The following is a 23,168-nucleotide window of genomic DNA, read 5'->3' on the forward strand; positions in this document are numbered from 1 at the left end:
CTTCCGGCCGTGCCGACGACAGATGAGCCGAGGCCGGGCGACGGTGGTCCCGGCAGCTCCGACGACCCCTTCGAGGGGCTGGTGCTGGACGAGGAGTTCGTCCGCGCCGCGACGAACAGGGAAGCCTCCGGGCGGGCCCGGATGCTGACCGAGCGGTGGAAGCGGGAACCGCCGCCGGTGAACGAGCCGTGGCGGCCCACCACCGAGGTGCGGCCCGCCGGGAAGGCCCGGCGGACCGGCCGCGCCGCCGGGCCGAAGCGCGCCCGCCCGGTGCGCGGCGTGCTGCTGTTCGCGCTGGTGGTGGCGGTCGTGCTGGTCGGCCTGCGGCTGACCGGCGCGGGCCGCTCGGACGCCCCGGCGTCCTCCGCGCTGCCCACGGTGGGCGCGGAGACCGCCCCGCCGAGCAGCGCCCCGCCGTCCGTGGACCCGGACCTGCCGACCCCGGAGCGCCCCTGGGCGGGTTCGCCCGCCGAGGCGTGGCCGAACGGCGCGGACGGCATCGGCGGGCCCGACGGCATGCCCGCGACGGGCGTGTTCAGCGCGAAGCAGGTGGCCGCGAACGTGGACGCGGTGAAGGCGTACCTGGTCGCCGCCGACTTGAACCCGCAGGTGCTGTCGGGCGGCAGCGCGCAGCCCGTCCTGGACCTGATGGACGAGCAGGACGCGAAGGACCTGAGCGCGGCGCTGGCCCACCCGAGCGCCGAGAACGACCCGACCACCTGGCTGAGCCGGTTCGACCCGGCCCGGGCGGTGCCGGTCACCGACCAGGTGAAGGTGCAGGGCCGGATCAGCGTCGAGGGCGACGGCGAGCAGGGCATGCTGGTGCACACCGACGTGACCTACGTGTACGCGCTGCGCCCCGGCCCGGACGCCGGGAAGGCCGCCCCGGGCACCGGCGGGAGCGCGCAGCCGGCCGCCTGGGCGGAGGCGGACCACAGCCGGGTGGTGGACCGGGAGATCGTCCGCCGGGTGCAGGACTTCCGGTTCTACGACCCGAAGCACTACCGGGTGACGCCCGGCAAGCCGGTGCTGGACAGGAGCAGCAGCGACTTCGGCAACAACCGGTGCGAGATGGGCTCCGGCTACCTGGAGCCCGTGTTCGACTTCATGGGGGACAGCTCGGCCGACCCGGCGCCGAGCGGCCCGACCACCGACCCGTACGACCGGACCGAGCCGCTCAGGAGCGACGGGGAGTGCGGCACGCTGAGCCGCACCTGACGGGTGCTCAGACCCGCCGCCGGGCCGCCCTGCGGGCCTCGCGCTCCGCCCGGGCGGCGCCGCGGCGGTGCCAGGTGGCGGTCTCCTGGTCGTGGACGGCCCGCCGGAGGCCCTCGCCGGGGGCCTCGACCAGGCTGCGGGCGAAGTAGGCGGCCAGCGCGCCGACCGAGCCGATCAGCCAGACCCCGGCCAGCGACTTCTCCTCCGCCATCCAGCCGGTGAGCGAGTCCCGGCCCTCGGTGAGGATCTTCCAGTTCCGCAGGCCGGCCAGCGCCGAGCAGAGGCCGATGGCGAGCGTCAGCGGCAGCGAGAGCGGGGCGGCTCCGGAGAGCCGGACGCCGGAGACGCCCAGCCGCAGCGCGAGCGCCCCGGCGGCGGTGGCGGCGAGGGCGCCGAGCGAGACCGCGACGCGGCGCAGCCAGTAGTCGGGGCCGCGCCGGACCCAGGTGGTGCCGAACCAGCGGATCGGCCGGGGGGCGGGTGCCCCGTCCGCGGTGGTGGTCGTGGCCGTCGTACGCGTCGTACTCACGGTCCGATTATCACCACGAGCGGGGCCCGCCCCCGGGGCAACGCGCCTCAGCCGAGCTTGGAGACGTCCCGGACGGCGCCCTTGTCGGCGGAGGTGGCCATCGCGGCGTACGCCCTGAGCGCGGCGGAGACCTTCCGGTCGCGGTTCTTCGGGCGGTAGCCGCCCTCGGACTCCAGCTTCAGGCGGCGCTCGTGCAGTTCCTCGAAGGAGACGTCGAGGTTGATGGTGCGGGCCGGGATGTCGATGGTGATCGGGTCGCCGTCCTCGACCAGCGCGATGGCGCCGCCGGAGGCCGCCTCCGGGGAGACGTGGCCGATGGACAGGCCGGAGGTGCCGCCGGAGAACCGGCCGTCGGTGATCAGGGCGCACGCCTTGCCCAGGCCGCGGCCCTTGAGGAAGGAGGTGGGGTAGAGCATCTCCTGCATGCCGGGGCCGCCCTTGGGGCCCTCGTAGCGGATGACCACCACGTCGCCCTCGGTGATCTGCTTGGTCAGGATCTTCTCGACCGCCTCGTCCTGGGACTCGCAGACCACGGCCTTGCCCCGGAAGCGCCAGATCGACTCGTCCACGCCCGCGGTCTTCACCACGCAGCCGTCCTCGGCGATGTTGCCGTACAGGACGGCGAGGCCGCCCTCGACGGAGTAGGCGTGCTCGACGCTGCGGATGCAGCCGCCCGCGTCGTCGGTGTCCAGGGTGTCCCAGCGCTCGGACTGGCTGAACGCCTCGGCGGAGCGGACGCAGCCGGGGGCGGCGTACCAGAGGTCGACGGCCTCGGCGGAGGCCGAGCCGCCGCGCACGTCCCAGGTCTTCATCCACTCGGCGAGCGAGTCGGAGTGCACGGTGTGGATGTCCTCGTGCAGCAGGCCGCCGCGGTACAGCTCGCCCAGGATGGCGGGGATGCCGCCCGCGCGGTGCACGTCCTCCATGTAGTAGGAGCCGTTGGGGGCGACCTTGGACAGGCAGGGCACCTTGCGGGAGATGCTGTCGATGACCCGCATGTCGAAGTCGACCTCGGCCTCCTGGGCGGCGGCCAGCAGGTGCAGGATGGTGTTGGTGGAGCCGCCCATCGCGATGTCCAGCGCCATGGCGTTCTCGAACGCGGCGCGGGTGGCGATGTTGCGCGGCAGGACGGACTCGTCGTCGCCGCCGTAGTAGCGGTTGGTGATCTCCACCACCGTGCGGCCGGCCTGCTCGTACAGGGCGCGGCGGCCGGTGTGGGTGGCCAGCAGCGAGCCGTTGCCGGGCAGCGAGAGGCCGATCGCCTCGGTGAGGCAGTTCATCGAGTTGGCGGTGAACATGCCCGAGCAGGAGCCGCAGGTCGGACAGGCGTTCTCCTCGATGATCGAGATGTCCGCGTCGGAGACGTTCTCGTTCACCGCCTGGGAGATCGCGTCCACCAGGTCCAGCTTGCGCACCGTGCCGTCGACCAGGGTGGCCTTGCCGGCCTCCATCGGGCCGCCGGAGACGAAGACGGTGGGGATGTTCAGGCGCAGCGCGGCCATCAGCATGCCGGGGGTGATCTTGTCGCAGTTGGAGATGCAGATCAGCGCGTCGGCGCAGTGCGCGTTGACCATGTACTCCACCGAGTCGGCGATCAGGTCGCGCGAGGGCAGCGAGTACAGCATGCCGTCGTGGCCCATCGCGATGCCGTCGTCGACCGCGATGGTGTTGAACTCGCGCGGGATGCCGCCCGCCTGCTTGATCGCCTCGGAGACGATCCGGCCGACCGGCTGGAGGTGGGTGTGGCCCGGGACGAACTCGGTGAAGGAGTTGGCGACCGCGATGATCGGCTTGCCGAAGTCCTCGCGGGCTACGCCCGCGGCGCGCAGAAGGGCGCGCGCGCCCGCCATGTTGCGACCCTGGGTGACCGTGTTGGACCTCAGCTGGGGCATCGTTGCCGCTCCTTCAGGAGACTCTCGGGGGCTGTCGAGCCTACGCCCGCGACGGCCGCTCCCGGACCCGGTGTCCGCGATGCGGTCAGCGCGGGCCGGCCACGCGGCCCCGGACGCTACGGCTTCGGCAGCACGAAGGCGTCCAGCCGGTACGGCTCGGTGACCTGCCCGTCCGGGAACTCGGCGAGCAGCGCCGCCCGCTCGGCGGCCAGCACCGGGGCCCGCCGCTCCGGCTCCAGCACCGCGAAGTACGAGCGGGAGGTCAGGTCGTCGATCACCTGCTCCACCGGGACGGTCCGCTCCCAGCGCAGCCGCGCGGAGCGCACCTCCAGGCCCGATCCCGTCAACTTCTCCGGCCTGGCGTTCACCCCGCTGTGGTGGTCGTACGTGGGCAGGGCCGCCGCCAGCCGCTCCTGCTGGGCCGCCAGCCAGGGCACCTCGACGTCCTTGACGTTCCACCACACCGCCAGCGACCCGCCCGGGCGCAGCACCCGCAGCGCCTCCGGGATCGAGCGCGCCGGGTCGGTCCAGTGGAACGCCTGGGCGTACGTCACCAGGTCCACCGAGGCGTCGTGGAACGGGAGTTCGTCACCCACCGCCTTCACCACCGGGACGCCCGGGCTCAGCTCGCGCAGCACCGCGGCCATCCCCTCGCTCGGCTCGACCGCGACCACCCGGGCGCCGCGCCCGGCCAGCAGCCGGGTGGCGATGCCGGTGCCCGCGCCGACGTCCAGTACCTCGGCCCCGGCCAGCGGGCGGCCGGTCAGCCGCTCCAGCGCGTCGAAGAGCGCGTCCGGGTAGGACGGCCGGGCGGCCTGGTACTGGGCGGCCACCGGGCCGAAGGAGTTGGCGTGCGCCGCGGTGTCGTACACCGGCGGGTTCCCCTGTTTCGTCACGGGTCCGACTCTAGGCGCGAACGCCCGGCGCGGCGGCGGAGGTTCGCCGACGGCGAAGGTGTCAGTCGGCCGGCCGCGCCGTCGCCAGGTGCAGCCGGGTGAAGGCCAGCGCCTCGGCCAGGTCGGCCTCCCGCTCGGCCGGGCCGCCCGCCTTGCGGGTGTTGACCTCCAGCACCACGTGGCCGTCGAAGCCGGTGCGGGCCAGGCGCTCCAGCAGCTCCGCGCAGGGCTGCTTGCCGCGTCCGGGGATCAGGTGCTCGTCCTTGCCCGAGCCCGAGCCGTCCGCCAGGTGCACGTGGGCCAGCCGGTCGCCCATCCGGTCGGCCAGTTCGAGGGCGTCCGTGCGGGAGGTCGCGGCGTGCGAGAGGTCGACGGTGAAGTGCCGGTACTCCTCGTCCGTGACGTCCCAGCCCGGCGCGTACGCCAGCACCTCGCGGTCCCGGTAGCGCCACGGGTACATGTTCTCCACCGCGAACCGGACGTCGGTCTCCCCCGCCATCCGGCCGATCCCGGCCACGAAGTCCTTGGCGTACTGCCGCTGCCAGCGGAACGGCGGGTGCACCACCACGGTGTCCGCGCCCAGCCGCTCGGCCGCCTTCCGGGCCCGCACCAGCTTGGTCCACGGGTCGGTGCTCCACACCCGCTGGGTGATCAGCAGGCACGGCGCGTGCACCGCGAGGATCGGCACCCCGTGCCGGTCGGAGAGCCGCCGCAGCGCCTCCACGTCCTGGCTCACCGGGTCGTTCCAGACCATCACCTCGACGCCGTCGTACCCCAGCCGGGCGGCCAGCTCGAAGGCCGTCCCGGTGGTCGACGGGTACACCGACGCGGTCGACAGCGCGACCTTCGTGTCGGGCACGTGCAGCGCCGGGTGCGGGGCCGGCAGCACCGGCCGGTCCAGCTTGCGCCGCGCCGCCCGGGCGGCCCGGGCCGCCTTGGACGGCAGCGGGCCGCGCCTCGTCCTCCGACCGCCCGTTGCATCCGCCACGCAGACCAGGTTAAGCGCAAGCGGGGCGGCGACCGGGCACCGGACGGGTGTGGGACGCAGCACGCGGGCCGCCGGCGCGACTGCGCCGACGGCCCGCCCGTGCCGCTCGCGCGGCGGGTGCTACGCGGTGAAGTACCCGTTCAGGTCGGCGATGACCTGGACGTTCCCCGAGTGGTTGTACAGCGTGACCCGGCCGTCCACGACCGGCACCACGACCAGGTTGGAGACGGTCAGCCCGGGGGTGTAGTTGAGGTTCGACACCCCGGGGCGGTCCGTCCCGTGCGGGTAGGCGATCAGGTGGCTGGCGTCGGTCGGAGCGGTGACCGTGACGTTCAGCACCACCGCGGTGGCCCCGTACGGCACCCCGCCGACGCCGCCGACCTGGAAGCTGACGATCCCGTCCGGACCGACCTGCCCGGCCCGGGCGCCGGTCCCGTAGCGGGTGTCGAGCAGCCGCTGCGGGGCGGTCGGGGCGAAGCCCGCGCCGTCGGCCGCGTAGTAGCCGGTGACGTCGGCGATCAGGTCCACCGAGCCGGAGTTGTTGCGCAGGTCGACCTTGCCGTTGACCACCGGCACGGTCACCAGGTTGGGCACGATCTGCCCGCGGGTGAAGTTGAGGTTCGACACGTTGGGCAGCGGCTTCCCGTCCGGGTAGACGGTGACGTGGCCGTCCTCGCTCGGGTCGACCGCGGTCACGTTCATCACCACGGCGGTGACGCCGCCGGCCGGAACGCCCTTCACCCCGGCGACCTGGAGCGCCACCACGCCACCGCCGCCCACCCGCGCCCGCGGGGCGCCGGTGCCGTCCCGGGTGTCCAGGAAACGGGCCGGGGTGAGCGGGGTGAACGCCGAGCCCTGGTCCGCCGCGCCGGTGTAGTAGCCGGTGACGTCGGCGATCAGGTCCACCGAGCCGGAGTTGTTGCGCAGGTCGACCTTGCCGTTGACCACCGGCACGGTCACCAGGTTGGGCACGGTGCGGTGCGCGCCGAAGTTCACGTTCGACGCGTTCGGCGCCGCCTGCCCGTCCGGGTAGACGGTGACGTGCCCGTCCTCGCTCGGGTCGACCGCGGTCACGTTCATCACCACGGCGGTGACGCCGGTGGCCGGGACGCCCTTCACCCCGGCGACCTGGAGCGCCACCACGCCGCCACCGCTCACCCGCGCCCTCGGGGCGCCGGTGCCGTCCCGGGTGTCCAGGAAACGGGCCGGGGTGACCGGCACGAACCGGGACGCGGCCGGAGCGGCGGCGGCCGTCACCGTGAAGGCGTGCGGCAGGTAGCCCGGCGAGGGCTGGCCGCTGGTGTAGCCGATGCCCTCGTTCACCAGGTCGTAGCTGCCCGGCTCCAGGCCGTTGGTGTCGACCAGCACGTTGAGCGTGCTGCCGTCGGCGCTCGCCGACTGCGGCCGAACCAGCTGCCGGCTGCCGGACGGGGCCGGCACCAGCTGGACCCGGCTGCCCATCGACAGGCCGGTGCCGGTGATCACGGCCGGCACCAGGGTGCCCGCCGGGCCGGTGGCCGGACTGATCGACCGGGGCGTGCCGTACGCGGACGTCGGGTTCCCGGGCAGGCCCACCAGGGTGTACTCGATCGGGGTGGCGAGCTTGTTCGGGCTGAGGATCAGCACGGCCTGACCGGCGGTGGCGCCCGTGTTGGTGCAGGCCGCGCCGAACTGGCCGTAGTTCTGCGTGCACTGGTAGACCAGGCTGGAGTCGCTCCACTCGTCCGGGCCGGAGATCGAGAACCACGGCATGTCGACACCGGTGGCGCTGGAGGTGCCCGCGACGGTGAAGCCCTGGTGCGGCTGGAGGTCGACCACCCCGCAGTAGGCGGGGGCGGACTCGGTGAGCACCCCGCTGCGCTGGGCGAAGCCGTCCGCGGAGAGCTTGTCGGCCGTGCACTCGGGTGCCCAGCCGCCCGCCCCGCCGACCTTCCAGGCGTCGACGTCCGCGTGGATCGTCTTGCCCTGGTAGCCGGACGCGACCACCACGGCCACGTACGAGGTCGAGCCGGTCACCTTGCAGGAGACGCCCCACTGGCGGCACTGGATCTTTCCGTCGGCGTCCACCGCCATCAGCAGCGAGGACGGGTCGTAGCGGCCGCCGACCGTGCGGCTGCTCAGCCAGAACCGGTCGGTCGCCGCGCCGCTGACCCGCACGCAGCGGGCGTCCAGCGCCGAGGTGAAGTCGAACGGGGTGGACGGGGCGCCCACCCGGTTCGAGGTCAGCGGGGTGCACGGCGCGGACGGGGAGATGTCCCGGCGCACCAGGTGGTAGGTGTCCGCCCAGCCGGTGCCGACCAGCATCGCCGTGTAGGCGGTGCCGGGGGTGAACTGGCAGGTGGTGGTGGAGGAGCCGAGGGTCGAGCAGACGGGGTTGCCCGCGCCGTCGACCACGTACACGGCCGCGTTGACGCTGTTGGCGTTGTTCGCGTAGTCCAGCATCTCGGCGGGCGAGTGCTGGGCGGCCGGAACGCTCAGGCAGCGCTGCTGGGTGGCCGCGTCCAGCGCGACCTCGACGCCCCAGGAGCCGCCGTACCCGGACTGCGGCCAGGCGGTGCAGCCCGCCGCCGCGTCGGTCCGGTGGATCACCAGGGCGTACGCCTTGCCCGGGTCGGCGCTGAGCACCGCCCGGAAGGGCGCGCTGCCGGTCAGCTTGCAGACCGCGTAGCCGTAGCCGCCGTTGTCGCACTGCTTGGCGCCGTTCGCGTCGTCGATCTCGACGGCGACCGAACTGCCGTCCACCGGCCTCCGGTTGAGCAGGTAGAGGCCCTTGCCGGAGGCGGTGGGCAGGGTCAGGCAGCGCTGCTGGCCGGCCGCGCCGTAGGTGCCGGTGACCGCGCCGGAGGCGAGGCCGTCGTCGGCGGTGGCGGTGCAGCCCCGGGTCTCCTTCGCGGAGCGGAAGGAGACCCCGAACGCGCCGGCGTCGACGAAGTTGCCGTCCAGCACCCAGGTGTGGTCGCCGGCGGTCAGCGCGCAGTCGCCGCTCTGGCAGTCCGACGGCGAGCCGCCGGACTCGAACAGGCGCCCTGACACGTAGTCGCCGGAGGCGGTCACCGGGGCGTACAGGTACCGCCCGGCCGCGGGCACCCGGAGGGTGCGGCAGCGGGCCGCGGAGGACCGGTCGGGGGCCTCGCCGTACGCCTGCGGGGTGACCGCGGCGCAGCCCTGCGGGGCCGACAGCCGGGCCGCCCGGAAGTCGTACTCCTGGGCGGCGCCGGAGGACTGCTGGACCGTCACCCGGTACGGGGCGGTGCCGGTCAGCGCGCAGTCCAGGCCGCGGGACGGGTCGCTCGCGGTCTGCGAGCTGCAGACCTGCTTGCCGGTGCCGTCGTAGACCACCGTGGTCTCGCGGTAGTCCGGCCCGTAGACCCGCAGCACGTCGCCCGCGGCGAGGTCGGTGCGGTAGCAGTCGCCGACCGCGCCGACCGCCAGCGAGCCGTGGAACGCCTTCGGCGCGCCGAGGTCCAGGTCCGTCCCGGACAGCGTCCGGCAGCCGGTGGTGCTGGTCAGCAGCGGCAGGTACCCGACCGAGAGCGCGTTGTCGGCGTAGGAGCCGTTGCGCACCTGCAGGGTGTAGGTGCCCGCCTGGGTGGTGGCGCAGCGCAGCAGTCCGTTGCCGTAGGCGACGCTCTCGCAGGGGACGGTGCCGCCGTCCGGGGCGAGCAGCGTCGGGTAGGTGGAGTACTGCTGGGCGGCGACCAGCTGGAGCAGGAGCAGGTCCTTCTGCTCGGGCAGCGTCAGCGTCATGGCGGCGGTGGCGTACGCCGGCACCGTGCAGGTGGTGGGCGCCTGCGGGTCGAGCACGGCCGGGCAGGCGCCCGCCGGGTCGGACTCCTGCAGCGCCTTGGCGGCGGCGGCGTGCTCGGCCTGCGGGTCGGCCTTCGGGGCGGCCTGCGGTCCGGCCGCCGGGGTGTGCGGCGCCTCGGCCGCGGGCTTGGCACCGGCACTGGCGCCGGTGCCGGTGCTGGCACTGGCGCCGGGCGACGGGTCGACGGCCGCCGCGAAGGCGGGGCCGGACTGTGCGACCAGTGCGGTGAGGAGCAGGACGCCGGCGGCGATCGAGCCCGCGGAGCGTCTGCGTCTGCCGAGTTCCGGCAGCGGTTTCATCGGTCCCCCCAGGACGTGGGAATGCCCGACGCCGGTGTCGTTCACCGGCGTTCGAAGCAGGCGGATTCTAGCGGGGGGCATACACATCACCGCCACCGGATAACGGTCCTGGGCGGACGGAGCGCCGCCGCGCGGGGGCTTGCGGCGCAGGACGGCGGACCGCGCCGTCCGGTCAGGCCCCGACGGCGATCCGGTGCTCGGGGCCGTCCATCGTGTCCAGCCGCCGCAGGATGATGCCCTCGCGCAGGGCCCACGGGCAGATGTCCAGCTCCTCCAGGCCGAAGAGGTCCATCGCCGCGTCGGCGACCAGCGCGCCGGCCAGCAGCTGGCGGGCCCGGCCGGCCGAGACGCCGGGGATCTGGGCCCGCTCGGCGGGCGTCATCGCGGCGAGCCGGGGCAGCCAGGCGGAGAGGCCGGCGCGGGTGAGCCGGCGCGGGACCCGGACGCCCGCGCCCTCGGGGGCGGCGCCGGTCATCCGGGCGAGCTGCTTGAAGGTCTTGGAGGTGGCCACCGCGTGGTCGGGCGGCCCGAGCCGGGCGATGTCGCCGACCGCGCCGGCGATCTCGGCCCGGATGTGCCGCCGCAGTTCGCGCAGGTCGCCCGGGTCGGCGACCTCGCCGGGCAGCCGGGAGGTGAGGCGGCCGGCGCCGAGCGGCAGGGAGGTGGCGACGGCGGGCTGCTCGTCGATGCCGCAGGCGATCTCCAGCGAGCCGCCGCCGATGTCCAGGTTGAGCAGCCGGCCGGAGGACCAGCCGAACCAGCGGCGGACGGCGAGGAAGGTCAGCCGGGCCTCGTCCTGCCCGGAGAGCACGTTGAGCGCGACGCCGGTCTCGTCCTCGACCCGGCGCAGCACCTCCTCGCCGTTGGCGGCCTCCCGGACCGCCGAGGTGGCGAACGGCAGCAGGTCGACCACGCCCTTGTCCTCGGCCACCCGCAGCGAGGAGGCGACCATGGAGACCAGGCGCTCGACCCCCGTCCCGCTGATCGCCCCGTCCTCCTCCAGCAGCTCGGCGAGGCGGAGTTCGGCCTTGTGGGAGTAGGCGGGCAGCGGGGCCGCGCCGGGGTGGGCGTCCACCACGAGGAAGTGGACGGTGTTGGAGCCTACGTCGAGCACACCGAGTCGCATGACCGCCCAACCTAGCCCAAACCGGTGACCGCCAGGGATACCACCGGGGATACCGCCGGCGGTACCACCGGGGTCACAGCATCCCGTCCCAGAGCTGCTCGACGATGACCGCCCACCAGTTCTCCGGGTCGCGCAGCGCGGTGCGGTCCAGGGCGGCCAGCGCCCACTGGAACTCGGCGACGGCCGGGCCGGCCTGCTCGGGGGGCAGGTCGAGCAGCCGGGGGCGGCGTTCGGCGAGCAGCGCCAGGCAGCGGGTGAAGGCGGTCAGGTCGGCGTTGCAGTAGCGGGCCTCGCAGGTGTCGGGGTCGACGGCGCGGACCCGTCCCTGGGCGGTGTCGACGGTGAGCAGCGCCCAGCCGTCGGTGCCGATCACCCGCTGGCCGAGCAGCGCGGCCCGGGCGGCGGCGGTGGCCCGGCGGCCCCGGCCGCGCGCGGCCAGCAGCTCGGCGAGGTCGGGCAGCGGCGGGGCGGCCTGCCCGGCGATGCCGTCGGCCTCCGGCAGGTACAGGGTGAAGAAGCCGGGGACCTCGCGCGGCAGCCCGGTGCGCCGCAGCGGGCGGCCGACGGCCTCGGGCAGGTCGGCGGCGAGCACCTCGGCCTGCTCGAAGCGGCGGGTGCCGTCCTCGCCGAACAGGGCGGCCAGCCGCTTGCCCAGGCCGGTCTCGTCCTCGGGCTGGGCGGGCGGCACCGCGGGCGGGAACGGCACCCGGTTGTAGCCGCTGCGGGCCCGGGCCACCAGGGCCCGCACGGCCACCGCCCGGTGGTCGTGGCGCGGCCCGTACGGCTGCTCGAACTCCAGCCGGACGCCCGGCAGTTGCTCGGCGACGGCCTGCTCGAAGTAGCCGCCGGGGAGCATCGACAGGCGCAGGTCGGTGCGGAGCGCGACCAGGTTCCCGGCCGGGACGCCCTGCTCGGCGAGCTGCCGGCGGGCGCGCAGCGCGGGGTGCGGGCGGCCGTGCGCGGAGTGGACGGTCAGCGAGCGCAGCTCGTCCCGGTCGTCCCGGTAGGTCAGGGTGGCCCGGGTGCCCGGGCCGGTGACCGGCGGCAGCGCCGGGTCGTGGCTGCCGGCGCCGAGGCGGTCGCGGTGCAGCTGCTCGACCACCGGCACCGGGACGGACGGGTAGACCACGAGTTCGCCGGTGACCCGGTCGACCACGGCGCAGGCGGCGCCGATCTCCTCGGGGGCCCGGCGGGCGCCGGTCAGCGGGTCGGTGAGGACCGGCGCGGGCTCGGGCCAGAGCACCCAGCCGAGGTCGAACTCGTGGCACCTGACAGGCCGTGAACCCTCCTGCGGGAGGTCGCCGTTGACCCAGCGGTGGGCGGTGGCGAGGGCCTGCTCGCGGGTGATCATCGGCTGGTGCTCCCGGTGGTGGTGCGGTGGATGGTGAGCCGGGAGCGCGGCGGGGCGGGCGCGGCGGCGGGGGCGGTACCGTCGGCGGCCCCGTCAGCAGCCCCGGCGGCGGCACCGTCCTCCGCACCGGCCGCACCGGCCGCGCCGACCAGGGCCGGCTCCGGGGCGCGCTCGGGGGCGTGCTCCGGGACGGCGACGGTGGCCGGCAGCGGCGCGGTCAGGTCGATCGGCCGGTCGGCGGCGTCCACCGCGATCGCCCACAGGCCGTGGTCGGCCGGGTAGAGCGGGGTGGGCCCGGCGTAGCCGGTCTGGTGGTCCAGGTAGCTGAGGACGCCCTTGTGGTTGACGGCGTTCCAGGTGTGCGAGCGGCCGAACGCGTCGACGGTGAGCAGCACCGCCCGGGTGCCGGTGCCGTGGGCGAGCAGGGCCCGGCCGAGCTTGCCGTGGGCCTCGGTGCCGTCGCCGAGGTCGAGGAAGCGGGTGCCGAGTTCGAGCTCGGCGCGGTCGCGGCCGCCGCGCTCGCCGGCCGGGCCGTCGGGCAGCCGGGGCGCGGCGCAGGTCGGGACGCCGCCGAGGGTGTCCACGGCGGACAGCGACACGTCCACGCAGTTGTTGGCGCGCCCGCTCTCGGCGGGGCCGCCGCCGTTGAGCACCTCGGTCCACTCGCCGACCATCGGGTCCGGCGCGGGCACCGGGGTGCGGCGCACCGCCTCGGCCTGGTGCGCCGGGTCGACCGGGCCCAGCCCGCCGGGCAGGCCGTACGGGCGGCTGTCGGCGAGGGTCCGCTCGCGCTCGGCGGCCGGTCGCGGGGCGACCGCGCCGGGGTGCCGGCCGTTGGCGATCACCAGCCAGGCCGCGGACGCCTGTCCGGGGTTCACCGGCAGGCCCTGCTCGTCCGTGCCGGTCTGGCGCCGGGTGTCCACCAGCGGCTCGTAGCCGCGGGCCGGGGTGCCGGAGGCGTGCTGGCCGATCCCGCCGCCGCCCGCGGGCGGCACCGGGACGCCGGCCACCGGGCGTCCGCCGACCGGCTGCTGGCCGACGCCGATCACCGCGGCCCCGCCGCCCGCCGCGCCGGGGGCACCGGGGGTGCCGACCGCGCCGACCGGGCCGGGAGCGCCGACCGCGCCGCCCACCGGGCCCGCCGCGGGCGCGCCCGGGACACCGGCCGCGCCGGGGGTCCCCGGGGCACCGGGCACCGCCGCCGCGCCGCCGGGCACCGCGCCGACCGGTCCGCCGATCGGGCCCGCACCGGCCACCGGGCCGGTCGCCACCGGCCCGCCCGTCGGGATGCCGCCGCCGACCGGGGCGGCCGTACCGCCGCCGACCGGGCCGAGCTGGAACGAGGAGCCGCCGGACGGGCCCGACCCGCCGGAGGACGGCCCGGGGTCGGCGAAGCGGTGACCGCCGCCACCGCCGCCGCCGGACGACCAGATGTCGCCGCCGCTCACCACCGGCGGGGCGCTCGGCGCGGGCGGCGCGGCCACCGAGTCGACGTGCACCGACACCGGCAGGTCCGGCAGGCTGTGGCCGCCGCCCCCGTACGAACCACCGCCGTACGAACCACCGCCGTACGAGCCGCCACCGCCGCCGTACGAGCCGCCGCCGGACGGGGCGCTGACGGTCGGTCCGCTGTAGGCGGGCGCCGCGGGGCTGCCGTAGGAGACGTTGTGCGAACCGCCCTGGTAGCCGGTGCTCTGGTGGCCGCGGTAGCCGCCGCTGTCGGCCGGGCCGGACTGCGGGTGGCCGCCCGGGTCGCCGAGCAGCGCGCTCTGGGTCACCGCCGACACCGGTTCGGTGACGGTGCCGGTCAGGTCGGTCAGCAGGCCGCCGTGGCCGGGGCCGAGCGGGCCGCCGTGCCCGGGGCCCGGGCCCGTGCCGGGCCCGGTGCCGTCGCCGGCCCAGGTGCCGTGCCCGTCCGGGCCGCCGTGGCCGTGGGCGTGCGGCAGGTCGTTCTGGAACGGGCCGCCCGGCTGCTGGCCGTCCATCACGCTGACCGGCTGCCCGTCGGGGCCGAGCAGGTCCAGCGGGCGGCCGTCCGCGCCGAACTGGATCACCTGTCCGCCCGGGCCGGCCGCCCGGCCGGAGGCGTCCACGGTGACCGGGTGGCCGTCGTGGCCGGTCAGCAGGTGGCCGTCCGGGTCGGCGACCAGGCCGGCGACCTGGGTGCCGTCGGCGTCCAGCATCACCGGGTGGCCGTCGTCGCCGAGTTGGGGCTTGCCGTTCAGGCCGAGCGCCAGCGTGATGCCGGTGCCGACCAGCGCGCCGCCCAGGCCCACCAGCAGCGGCTTGCCGTTGCCGCCGAGCAGCGGCTTGCCGTCCTCGCCCATCGCCACGCCGGTGACCGGGGTACCGCTGGCGTCGACCAACTGCTGGGTTCCGTCCGGGCCCTGGGTGACCGTCAGGCCGTCCACGCCCTTGACCCGCTGCCCGTCCTCGCCGACCAGCACCGGGTTGCCGTGCCGGTCGGTGCGCACCGTGCCGTCGGCCTTGACCTCGGCGTGCAGGCCCGCGACGGCGGCCACCTCGACCGAGCGGGCCACCCCGGCCCGCGCCAGCGCCCCGGTGACCTTCCCGGAGCGGGCCGCCATCGAGGTCTCGCGCAGTTCGCCGTGCAGGCCCCGGCCGTCGGTCTGGGCGATCCGCTCCAGCGCGACCAGGGGCGGCTCCTTGGCCAGCGACCTGGCGGCCTCGCCCATGTCCCGGCCGAGCCGCTCCAGCAGCTGGCCGATCCTCGACTTGGCGTGCTCGACCGCGGCCAGCTCCTCGGCCTCGGCGGCCAGTTCCTTGACCGCGCCGACGGCCGCGCCGACCGCGCCGGTCACCAGCCCGCCCAGTCCGGTGGCGGCCTCCTTGCCGGCCTGCGCGATGTCCGCCTTGGCCTTGGCCTCGGCCGCGTCGGCCGCCCGGATCTTCTCGGTCAGCTCGGTGAGCACCGCGACGATGTCGGCCTTCACCTGGTCGGCCACCCCGGCCGCCTTGTCCAGCGCGGCGGCCACCAGCCCGGCCGCCGCCGCGGCGTCGTCCAGCTGGCCGCGCCCGCCGCCGCTGAACTGCCGCCAGTGGTCGGCGAAGGCGTCCACCGCGCGGCCCTTGTTCTCCCCCGACACCCGCTGCGCGGAGGCCGTGCCGCGGGCCACCAGGGCGTCCGCGTCCGACCCGAACTCGCGCCACAGGCCGGCCGCCCGGCGCAGCCCGTCCTCGTCCGCCTGCGGCCACGCGTGGCCGGTCCGCGCCAGCGCGGGGGCGAGTTCCTCCGGCAGGTTCCTGGACACGTGCTCCCCCTTCGGGTGGTACGGCTCGGCGCGCGCGGCGGCCCGCCAGGTGGACTGACTCCGGTTCAGGGCCGGCCGGTTGCGGTCGGGTGGTTCAGCGAGGGCGCGTCGAAGTCCGCGCTGATCTCCTGGTCGGTGCGGTCGGTGGTGTCCGCCATCGTGTGCAGCCCGCGCCCGATCCGGCCCAGCCGCTCCGACAGCCCCTGCAGCCCGGCCAGCGCGCCCTCCCGGGCCTCGCCGTACGCGGTGCCGAACGGCTGCCCCGGCTCGTCCTCGCCCCACGGCGCGCCCAGCGCCGCCAGGCCGCTCTCCAGCTGCTTCGCCGCGTTACCGAACTCGTCCGAGATCTTCTCGAACTCACGTCCCTCGCCGTGGAGTTCCCACGACCGGATGACGACCTCGTCGCCCATCTGCACTCCCCCGTGCAAGGGCGCCCGTGCGCCCGACCTATCGGCTGAGCCATCCTAGGACCACACTCCGCCCGCGCCGACCGGCCTGCGGCCCTTTTCACAGCCGTTTCACCTTCCCCGGCCGCCCGAAACCCCCGGAACCACCCCAACTCGGACGAACCCCCGGCAAAGCCGCGCCGCCGCAACCCCGGCCCGTCCCGCCCAGGCCATACCCTTGCCGGGTGGCACCAGCTGACAGCACCAAGAACAAGAAGACCAAGAAGCCCGCCAAGGCGGACAAGCCGGCGAAGACCGCCAAGGCCGACAAGCCGGCCAAGGCCAAGGGCCCCGTCGTCGACCTGGCGATGCCCGCCGTCCGCGAGGTCGCCCTCGACTTCCCGCGCGCCTGGGTCGAGTTCACCGACCCCGCCGACGAGGACCAGGTGTTCCGCTGCGACCTCACCTGGCTCACCTCCCGCTGGGGCTGCATCTTCGGCAAGGGCTGCCACGGCATCCAGCCCGGCCGCGGCGCCTCCGACGGCTGCTGCACCCTCGGCGCCCACTACTCCGACGAGGACGACGAGCAGCGCGTCGCCGGGCACGCCGCCCGGCTCACCCCCGACATCTGGGAGCACCACGCCGAGGGCACCGACGCCAGGGGCCGGGTCCGCCGCGACGGCGGCATCACCATGTTCGACGAGGACGGCGACCGCCAGACCCGCCGGGTCAACGGCGCCTGCCTCTTCCTCAACAGCCCCGGCTTCCCCGGCGGCGCCGGCTGCGCCCTGCACGTCCTGGCCCTGCGCGAGGGCCTCGAACCGCTGGAGACCAAGCCCGACGTCTGCTGGCAGCTGCCGGTGCGCCGCACCTACGACTGGATCGACCGGCCCGACGACACCCGCTACCTCCAGGTCTCCATCGGCGAGTACGACCGCCGCGGCTGGGGCCCCGGCGGCCACGACCTGCACTGGTGGTGCACCGGCTCCCCCGAGGCCCACCACGCGCCCGACCCGGTCTACGTCTCCTACCGCCCCGAGCTCACCGAGCTCATGGGCCGGGCCGCGTACGACCAGCTCGTCGCTCTCTGCCAGGCCCACGACACCCGGCTGGCCCCGCACCCCGCGGACCGGTAGCGCCCGGGAGCGGGCCCCCGCCGGGGCCCGCTCACTTGTCGATGTCGCCGACCACGAAGAACATCGACCCCAGGATCGCCACCATGTCCGCCACCAGCGTCCCCGGCAGCAGCTCGGTCAGCGCCTGGACGTTGTTGAAGGACGCCGAGCGCAGCTTGAGCCGCCACGGCGTCTTCTCGCCGCGCGAGACCAGGTAGTACCCGTTCAGGCCGAGCGGGTTCTCGGTCCAGGCGTACGTCTCGCCCTCCGGCGCCTTGAGCACCTTGGGCAGCCGCAGGTTGACCGGCCCGGCGGGCAGGTCGGCCAGCCGGTCGAGGCACGCGTCGGCGAGGTCGAGGGAGTTGGCGGTCTGCTCCAGCAGGCACTCGAACCGGGCCAGGCAGTCGCCCTCCTCCCGGACGGCCACCTTCAGGACGTCCCGCAGCTCCCCGTACCCGAGGTAGGGCTCGTCGCGGCGCAGGTCGAAGTCGACGCCGCTGGCCCGGGCGATCGGCCCGCTGACGCCGTACGCGTGCACGTGCGCGCGGGAGAGGACGCCGACGCCCGCCGTGCGGCCGCGGAAGATCTCGTTGCCGAGCACCAGGTCCTCGAAGACCGGCAGCTGCCCGCGCACCACGCCGACCGCGCGCCGGACCCGGCCGAGCCAGCCGGCCGGGAGGTCCTCCTTGAGGCCGCCGACCCGGTTGAACATGTAGTGCATCCGGCCGCCGGAGGCCTCCTCCAGGACGTGCTGGAGCTCCTCGCGGCCGTTGAAGGAGTGGAAGATCGGGGTGATGCCGCCCAGTTCCAGCGGGTAGGAGCCGAGGAACATCAGGTGGTTGAGGACGCGGTTGAGCTCGGCCAGCAGCGTCCGCAGCCAGACCGCCCGCTCGGGGACCTCCATGCCGAGCATCCGCTCGACGGCCAGCACCACGCCCAGCTCGTTGGCGAACGCGGAGAGCCAGTCGTGCCGGTTGGCCAGCATGATGATCTGCCGGTAGTCGCGGGCCTCGAAGAGCTTCTCCGCGCCCCGGTGCATGTAGCCGATCACCGGCTCGGCGGAGGTGATCCGCTCCCCGTCGAGCACCAGCTTCAGGCGGAGCACGCCGTGCGTGGACGGGTGCTGCGGGCCGATGTTGAGCACCATGTCGGTGCTGCCGCCGTCGCCGGGGAGCGTCTGCGCGCCCGGGCCGATGCCGACCGTGGTCTCCGTCATGGCCGTCGCCTCCTTCTACGAGGGGAGAGTCTGCCATCCCGGCAGGCCCGCGAGGTCGTCCGGTACCGGCATCCGGACGGCCTGGACCAGCCAGTGGAACGCGCCGAGCCCGCCCGGGTCGGTGAGCTCGGCGGCCTCGCCCGCCCCGCCGAGGGCGCGCAGGTAGGCCGCCGGGTCGCTGCCCGCCAGCGCCAGCGGCGGGCGGGCGCCGCTGACGCCCAGCGCGTGCAGCGCCTCGCGCTGGGTGGTGAGCAGCGCCGGGTGCCCGGCGACCGCCGCCGCGTCGAGCGCGACGTGCGCGGTCAGGTCGCGGGAGCCGTCGGGGACGGGGGCGCACTCGCGGCCGTCCCGGAAGCCGGTCAGGGTGCCGAACGGCGGCCGGGCCGCCCGCAGGTGCCCGTAGTCGACGGCCACCGCCAGGCCCCGCTCCAGGGTGCCGACGGCCGCGGCCCAGGCGGCGTCCCGCGGCCCGCCCAGCTCGACCCGCTCCCCGTCCGGCCACCAGCGCCCGGCCCAGGCCGCGTCCGGCGGGTCCACCGGCCCGCCGGGCCGCTCCGCCCCGTCCGGCGCGACCTCGACGTAGCGCAGCCGCCCGTCCGCGCCGCGCTCGGCGACCTCCAGCGGGACGTTGTCCAGCCACTCGTTGGCGAACAGCAGGCCCCGGACGCCGGCGGGCGGCTCGGCGGACCAGCCGATCTCGGCGGGCAGGCCGGGCGGGCGGTCGGCCAGCTCGACGGCCCGGAGGTCCACCCGTCCGCGCAGCCCGGCGGGGAGCAGGTCGCGCACCGCGAGGGTGAGTTCGCCGCGGCCGGCGCCGACGTCGACGAAGGCCAGCCGCTCCGGCCGGCCGAGCGCCGCGTCGACCCCCGCCAGCAGGCGGGTGACGGCGGCGGCGAAGCGCGCGGAGGCGTGCACCGAGGTGCGGAAGTGCCCGGCCGGGCCCTCCGGGCGGCGGTAGAAGCCGCCGTCGGGCCGGTACAGGGCGTGTTCGATCGCGGGCCGCCACCGCATCCATGTCATGGCGGGCGACGTTACCTGGGCGGGTCCGCCTCCACCCTGGGGAGTAGCCCCGGATCGCCCTCGCGGCGGAGCAGAACGGCCCCGCGGACTCCCTACGCTGGAGACGTGCATCGACTCAACGCCTGGCTCCGCCGACATCCCGTGGTCGTCGACTCCGGCTGGGCGCTGCTCGTCCTGATGCTCGGCGTGCTCGCCGCGGTCGAGTCGAACGGCGTGCCGGACGCCCCGCTGCCCTCCTGGAAGCACTACGCCGGCGTCGCGGTCGCCGTCCTGCTGCCCGCCCTGATGGTGGTGCGCCGCCGCCGGCCGGACGCCACCACCGCGGCGGCCGTCGCGCTCGGCCTCGGCCAGGTCGCGTTCGGGATCGACCCCAACGTGTCGAGCGTCGCCTACCTGGTGTTCGGCTACACCGGCGCCGCGTTCGGCCACGCCTGGACGTCCCGGCTGGCGCTGGCGGCGAGCCTGGCGGCCGGCCCGCTGACGCTGTGGCGGCTGACGCCCGCGGAGCAGCGCCAGAGCGGCTACGGGGCGGTGTTCCTGGCCGTGCTGATGACCACCCCGTTCGTGCTGTGCTGGGCCTGGGGACGGCTCACCCGGGTCCGCCGCGCCTACCTGGTCGAGCTGGAGGACCGGGCCGCCCGGCTGGAGCGCGAGCGCGACGCCCAGGCCCAGGTCGCGGTCGCCGCCGAGCGCGCCCGGATCGCCCGCGAGCTGCACGACGTGGTCGCGCACAACGTCTCGGTGATGATCGTCCAGGCCGACGGCGCCGCCTACGTGATGGACTCCTCCCCGCAGCAGGCCAAGGAGGCGCTCGGCACCATCGCGTCCACCGGTCGCCAGGCCCTCGCCGAGATGCGCCGCCTGCTCGGGGTGCTGCGCACCGCCGACACGGCCGGCGAGTACGTGCCGCAGCCCGGCGTCGAGGAGCTGCCCGACCTGCTGGAGCAGGTCCGCACGGCCGGCCTGCCGGTCGAGTTCGCCACCACCGGCCAGGTCCGCGAACTGCCCCGCGGCCTGGAGCTGACGGTCTACCGGATCGTCCAGGAGGCGCTCACCAACGTCCGCAAGCACGGCGGGCCGGACGCCCGGGCCCGGGTCGCCGTCGACTTCCGGGACGGCGACCTGGAAGTCCTGGTCGAGGACGACGGCCGCGGCTCCACCCGCGAACAGCTCTCCGGCGGCGCCGACGGGCTCGGCCACGGCCTGATCGGCATGCGCGAACGCGTCGGTATGGTCAGCGGCAGCCTGGACGTCGGGCCCCGGCCCGGCGGCGGCTTCCGGATTCGGGCCGTCCTGCCGCTCAGAGCGTCCGCCTGACCCACCCGCCCCCACGTAAGGAGACCCGAGCGATGCCGATCCGCGTCATGCTGGTCGACGACCAGGAACTGCTGCGCACCGGCTTCCGGATGGTCCTGCAGTCACAGGGCGACATCGAGATCGCCGCCGAGGCGGGCGACGGCCAGCAGGCCGTCGACGTGCTGCGCACCGCCGAGGTCGACGTGATCCTGATGGACGTCCGGATGCCCCGGCTCGACGGCGTCCAGGCCACCCGCCGGATCTGCCTGGACGAGCACGGCACCCCGATCGAGGGCGCCCCCCGGGTCCTCATCCTCACCACCTTCGACCTGGACGAGTACGCCTTCGCCGCGCTCAAGGCCGGCGCCTCCGGCTTCCTGCTCAAGGACGTCCCGCCCACCGAGCTGGTCGCCGCGATCCGCTCCGTGCACGGCGGCGACGCGGTGGTCGCCCCCACCACCACCCGCCGCATGATCGACCGCTTCGCCGAGGTCCTCCCCACCCCGCCGGCACCCCCGGCTCCCCCCTCCTCGGCCCGCTCACCGACCGCGAGCGCGAGGTCTTCCTGCTGGTCGCCCAGGGCCTCTCCAACGGCGAGATCGCCGCCCGCCTGGTCCTCTCCGAAGCCACCGTCAAGACCCACGTCGGCCGCATCCTCGCCAAACTCGGCCTCCGCGACCGCGTCCAGGCCGTCGTCCTCGCCTACGAGAACGGCCTCGTCCGAGCCGGCGAGACCCCCTGACGGGGGCCGCCGCCCCGGCCCGCGCACCCCCGGCCCGGACGCACGGGTGGGCGGGCCGGAAACCCCCGTACCATTGACCGGTACGTCTGGTACCCCTAGAGGACTGGAACGGAAGAGTGCTGCCCGACTTCGGAGACCCCTCCGACCCCGGTAACCGCCCCGCCCGACTCACCGTGGGCGTCCTCGGCGCCGGCCGCGTCGGCCCCGCCCTGGGCGCCGCCCTGCAACTCGCCGGTCACCGCGTGGTCGCCGCGTCCGGCGTCTCCGCCGCGTCCCGCCGCCGGGCCGAGGCCCTGCTGCCGGGGGTGCGGCTGGTCGCGCCCCCGCAGGTGACGGCCGCCGCGGACCTGGTGCTGCTGACCGTCCCGGACGACGCCCTGCCCGGTCTCGTGCAGGGCCTGGCCGCGACCGGCGCGGTCCGCCCGGGCCAGCTGCTCGTGCACACCTCGGGCGCGCACGGCGTGGCCGTGCTGGAGCCCGCCGCCCGGGCGGGTGCGCTGCCGCTGGCGCTGCACCCCGCGATGACCTTCACCGGCACCTCGGTGGACGTGGCCCGGCTGGCCGGCTGCCCGTTCGGGGTGACCGCCCCGGAGGAGCTGCGCCCGGTCGCCGAGGCCCTGGTGGTGGAGATGGGCGGCGAGCCGTCCTGGATTCCCGAGGAGGTCCGGCCGCTCTACCACACGGCGCTCGCGCACGGCGCGAACCACCTGGTGACGCTGGTCGCGCAGGCGATGGAGCTGCTGCGCACGGCGGGCGTCCAGGAACCCGGCCAGATGCTCGGCCCGCTGCTGGGCGCGGCCCTGGACAACGCCCTGCGCTCGGGCGACCTCGCGCTGACCGGCCCGGTGGCCCGCGGCGACGTCGGGACGGTGCGCACGCACCTGGACCGACTCGCTACGGTGACCCCGGACATCGGCCAGGCGTACCGGGCGATGGCGCGGGCGACCGCCCAGCGCGCGGTGGCCAACAGCACGTTGAAGCCGGAGCCGGCGGCGGCGCTGCTGGACGTACTGAACGAGGAGAAGCACTGATGGCACGCGACAGGCGCCCGGCGAAGGCCCCGAAGGCGGCGAAGGCCCGCACGGCGGTGCTGACCCGCACCGTGGAGGAGTTCGAGGCCGCGTTCTGGCCGGACGAGCAGCCGGTGGACAACGCCGTGGTGATGACCATGGGCGCGCTGCACGCGGGCCACGCGGCGCTGGTGCGGGAGGCCCGCCGCCGGGTCGGCCGGGACGGCCGGGTCGCGGTGACGGTCTTCGTGAACCCGCTGCAGTTCGGCGCCGGCGAGGACCTGGACCGCTACCCGCGCACCCTGGACGCGGACCTCGCGCTCGCCGAGGAGGCGGGCGCGGACGTGGTGTTCGCCCCGTCCGTGGACGAGGTGTACCCGAACGGCGAGCCGCTGGTGCGGCTCTCGGCCGGCCCGATGGGCGAGGGCTTCGAGGGCGCGTCCCGCCCGGGGCACTTCGACGGGATGCTGACCGTGGTCGCCAAGCTGCTGCACATCACCGACCCGGACTTCGCGGTGTTCGGCGAGAAGGACGCCCAGCAGCTGGCGCTCGTCCGCCGGATGGTCGCCGACCTGGACTTCGACGTGGAGGTGGTCGGCGTCCCGACCGTCCGCGAGGAGGACGGCCTGGCGCTGTCCTCCCGCAACCGCTTCCTCTCTGCGGCCGAGCGCACGCAGGCGCTCGCCCTCTCCCGCGCCCTGTTCGCCGGCCGGGACGCCGGCGCGCAGGGCCCCAAGGCCGTCCGCGAGGCGGCCGCCGCCGTGCTGGAGGGCGCGGACGGCCTCTCCCCCGACTACCTCGCCCTGGTCGATCCGCTCTCCTTCACCGAGGCGCCGGACGACTTCCGGGGCGAGGCGGTGCTCGCCGTCGCGGCCCGGGTCGGCTCGACCCGGCTGATCGACAACGTGAGCGTCATCGTCCGCTAGCCCGGACGCCCGGGGCGGCCGGCCTCCCGAGGTCCCGGCCGCTCCGTCCACCACCGGTAGGCACCACCAGGCATGCAC

Annotated in this window: 16 protein-coding genes and 1 pseudogene; 6 read left to right on the forward strand and 11 right to left on the reverse strand. The window is 75.6% G+C overall.

Annotated features, from left to right (window positions below; genetic code table 11):
* Nucleotides 1-9: 9 nt before the first annotated feature.
* Nucleotides 10-1,218: an SCO2583/SCO2584 N-terminal domain-containing protein gene (locus QMQ26_RS15445; protein ID WP_282206034.1), complete on the forward strand. Its 1,209-nt coding sequence runs from the start codon at nt 10-12 to the stop codon at nt 1,216-1,218.
* A 7-nt stretch (nt 1,219-1,225) separates the two neighbouring features.
* Here the strand turns inward: QMQ26_RS15445 and QMQ26_RS15450 are convergent, their stop codons facing one another.
* The 9 genes from QMQ26_RS15450 to QMQ26_RS15490 all read right to left on the reverse strand — a co-directional run bounded on the left by QMQ26_RS15450 (nt 1,226) and on the right by QMQ26_RS15490 (nt 15,789).
* Nucleotides 1,226-1,747, reverse strand: coding sequence for a hypothetical protein (locus QMQ26_RS15450; RefSeq protein WP_282206035.1), 522 nt, complete (start codon nt 1,745-1,747; stop codon nt 1,226-1,228).
* A gap of 47 nt (nt 1,748-1,794) precedes the next feature.
* Nucleotides 1,795-3,639, reverse strand: a complete 1,845-nt coding sequence (ilvD, locus tag QMQ26_RS15455) for a dihydroxy-acid dehydratase (RefSeq protein WP_282206036.1) — start codon at nt 3,637-3,639, stop codon at nt 1,795-1,797.
* A 116-nt stretch (nt 3,640-3,755) separates the two neighbouring features.
* Nucleotides 3,756-4,535: a class I SAM-dependent methyltransferase gene (locus QMQ26_RS15460; RefSeq protein WP_282206037.1), complete on the reverse strand. Its 780-nt coding sequence runs from the start codon at nt 4,533-4,535 to the stop codon at nt 3,756-3,758.
* 61 nt (nt 4,536-4,596) lie between these two features.
* On the reverse strand, nt 4,597-5,424 hold the full coding sequence (locus QMQ26_RS15465) for a sugar phosphate isomerase/epimerase family protein (protein ID WP_100837707.1): 828 nt from the start codon (nt 5,422-5,424) through the stop codon (nt 4,597-4,599).
* A gap of 219 nt (nt 5,425-5,643) precedes the next feature.
* Nucleotides 5,644-9,630: a hypothetical protein gene (locus tag QMQ26_RS15470; protein WP_282206038.1), complete on the reverse strand. Its 3,987-nt coding sequence runs from the start codon at nt 9,628-9,630 to the stop codon at nt 5,644-5,646.
* Between the two features lie 172 nt (nt 9,631-9,802).
* Complete coding sequence (locus QMQ26_RS15475) at nt 9,803-10,756, reverse strand: Ppx/GppA phosphatase family protein (RefSeq protein ID WP_100837704.1); 954 nt, start codon at nt 10,754-10,756, stop codon at nt 9,803-9,805.
* Between the two features lie 73 nt (nt 10,757-10,829).
* Nucleotides 10,830-12,107, reverse strand: a complete 1,278-nt coding sequence (locus QMQ26_RS15480) for an SUKH-4 family immunity protein (protein WP_282206039.1) — start codon at nt 12,105-12,107, stop codon at nt 10,830-10,832.
* On the reverse strand, nt 12,104-15,379 hold the full coding sequence (locus QMQ26_RS15485; RefSeq protein ID WP_282206040.1) for a toxin glutamine deamidase domain-containing protein: 3,276 nt from the start codon (nt 15,377-15,379) through the stop codon (nt 12,104-12,106). The genes QMQ26_RS15480 and QMQ26_RS15485 overlap by 4 nt, the downstream gene beginning before the upstream one ends.
* A gap of 65 nt (nt 15,380-15,444) precedes the next feature.
* Nucleotides 15,445-15,789, reverse strand: a complete 345-nt coding sequence (locus QMQ26_RS15490) for a WXG100 family type VII secretion target (protein ID WP_100837701.1) — start codon at nt 15,787-15,789, stop codon at nt 15,445-15,447.
* Nucleotides 15,790-16,010: 221 nt separating this feature from the next.
* On the opposite strand from QMQ26_RS15490, the gene QMQ26_RS15495 reads away from it, so the two are divergent.
* A complete protein-coding gene (locus QMQ26_RS15495; RefSeq protein WP_282206041.1) occupies nt 16,011-16,901 on the forward strand; it encodes a hypothetical protein in 891 nt (296 codons plus the stop codon).
* Between the two features lie 31 nt (nt 16,902-16,932).
* Here the strand turns inward: QMQ26_RS15495 and QMQ26_RS15500 are convergent, their stop codons facing one another.
* Complete coding sequence (locus QMQ26_RS15500) at nt 16,933-18,096, reverse strand: NADH-quinone oxidoreductase subunit D (RefSeq protein WP_100837699.1); 1,164 nt, start codon at nt 18,094-18,096, stop codon at nt 16,933-16,935.
* A 15-nt stretch (nt 18,097-18,111) separates the two neighbouring features.
* Nucleotides 18,112-19,116, reverse strand: coding sequence for an SAM-dependent methyltransferase (locus QMQ26_RS15505; protein WP_282206042.1), 1,005 nt, complete (start codon nt 19,114-19,116; stop codon nt 18,112-18,114).
* A 105-nt stretch (nt 19,117-19,221) separates the two neighbouring features.
* Between QMQ26_RS15505 and QMQ26_RS15510 the strand changes: the two genes are divergently transcribed.
* The 4 genes and pseudogenes from QMQ26_RS15510 to panC all read left to right on the forward strand — a co-directional run bounded on the left by QMQ26_RS15510 (nt 19,222) and on the right by panC (nt 23,090).
* Nucleotides 19,222-20,433, forward strand: coding sequence for a sensor histidine kinase (locus tag QMQ26_RS15510; RefSeq protein ID WP_282206043.1), 1,212 nt, complete (start codon nt 19,222-19,224; stop codon nt 20,431-20,433).
* Between the two features lie 32 nt (nt 20,434-20,465).
* A pseudogene (locus QMQ26_RS15515) lies at nt 20,466-21,154 on the forward strand (response regulator).
* A gap of 116 nt (nt 21,155-21,270) precedes the next feature.
* Entirely contained in the window at nt 21,271-22,185 is a 915-nt protein-coding gene (locus QMQ26_RS15520; protein WP_282206044.1) for a Rossmann-like and DUF2520 domain-containing protein, read from the forward strand.
* Nucleotides 22,185-23,090, forward strand: coding sequence for a pantoate--beta-alanine ligase (gene panC / locus QMQ26_RS15525; RefSeq protein WP_282206045.1), 906 nt, complete (start codon nt 22,185-22,187; stop codon nt 23,088-23,090). The genes QMQ26_RS15520 and panC overlap by 1 nt, the downstream gene beginning before the upstream one ends.
* The last annotated feature ends 78 nt before the right edge of the window (nt 23,091-23,168 follow it).

Origin of the sequence: Kitasatospora fiedleri (genome assembly GCF_948472415.1) — a bacterium.
GTDB lineage: Bacteria > Actinomycetota > Actinomycetes > Streptomycetales > Streptomycetaceae > Kitasatospora > Kitasatospora fiedleri.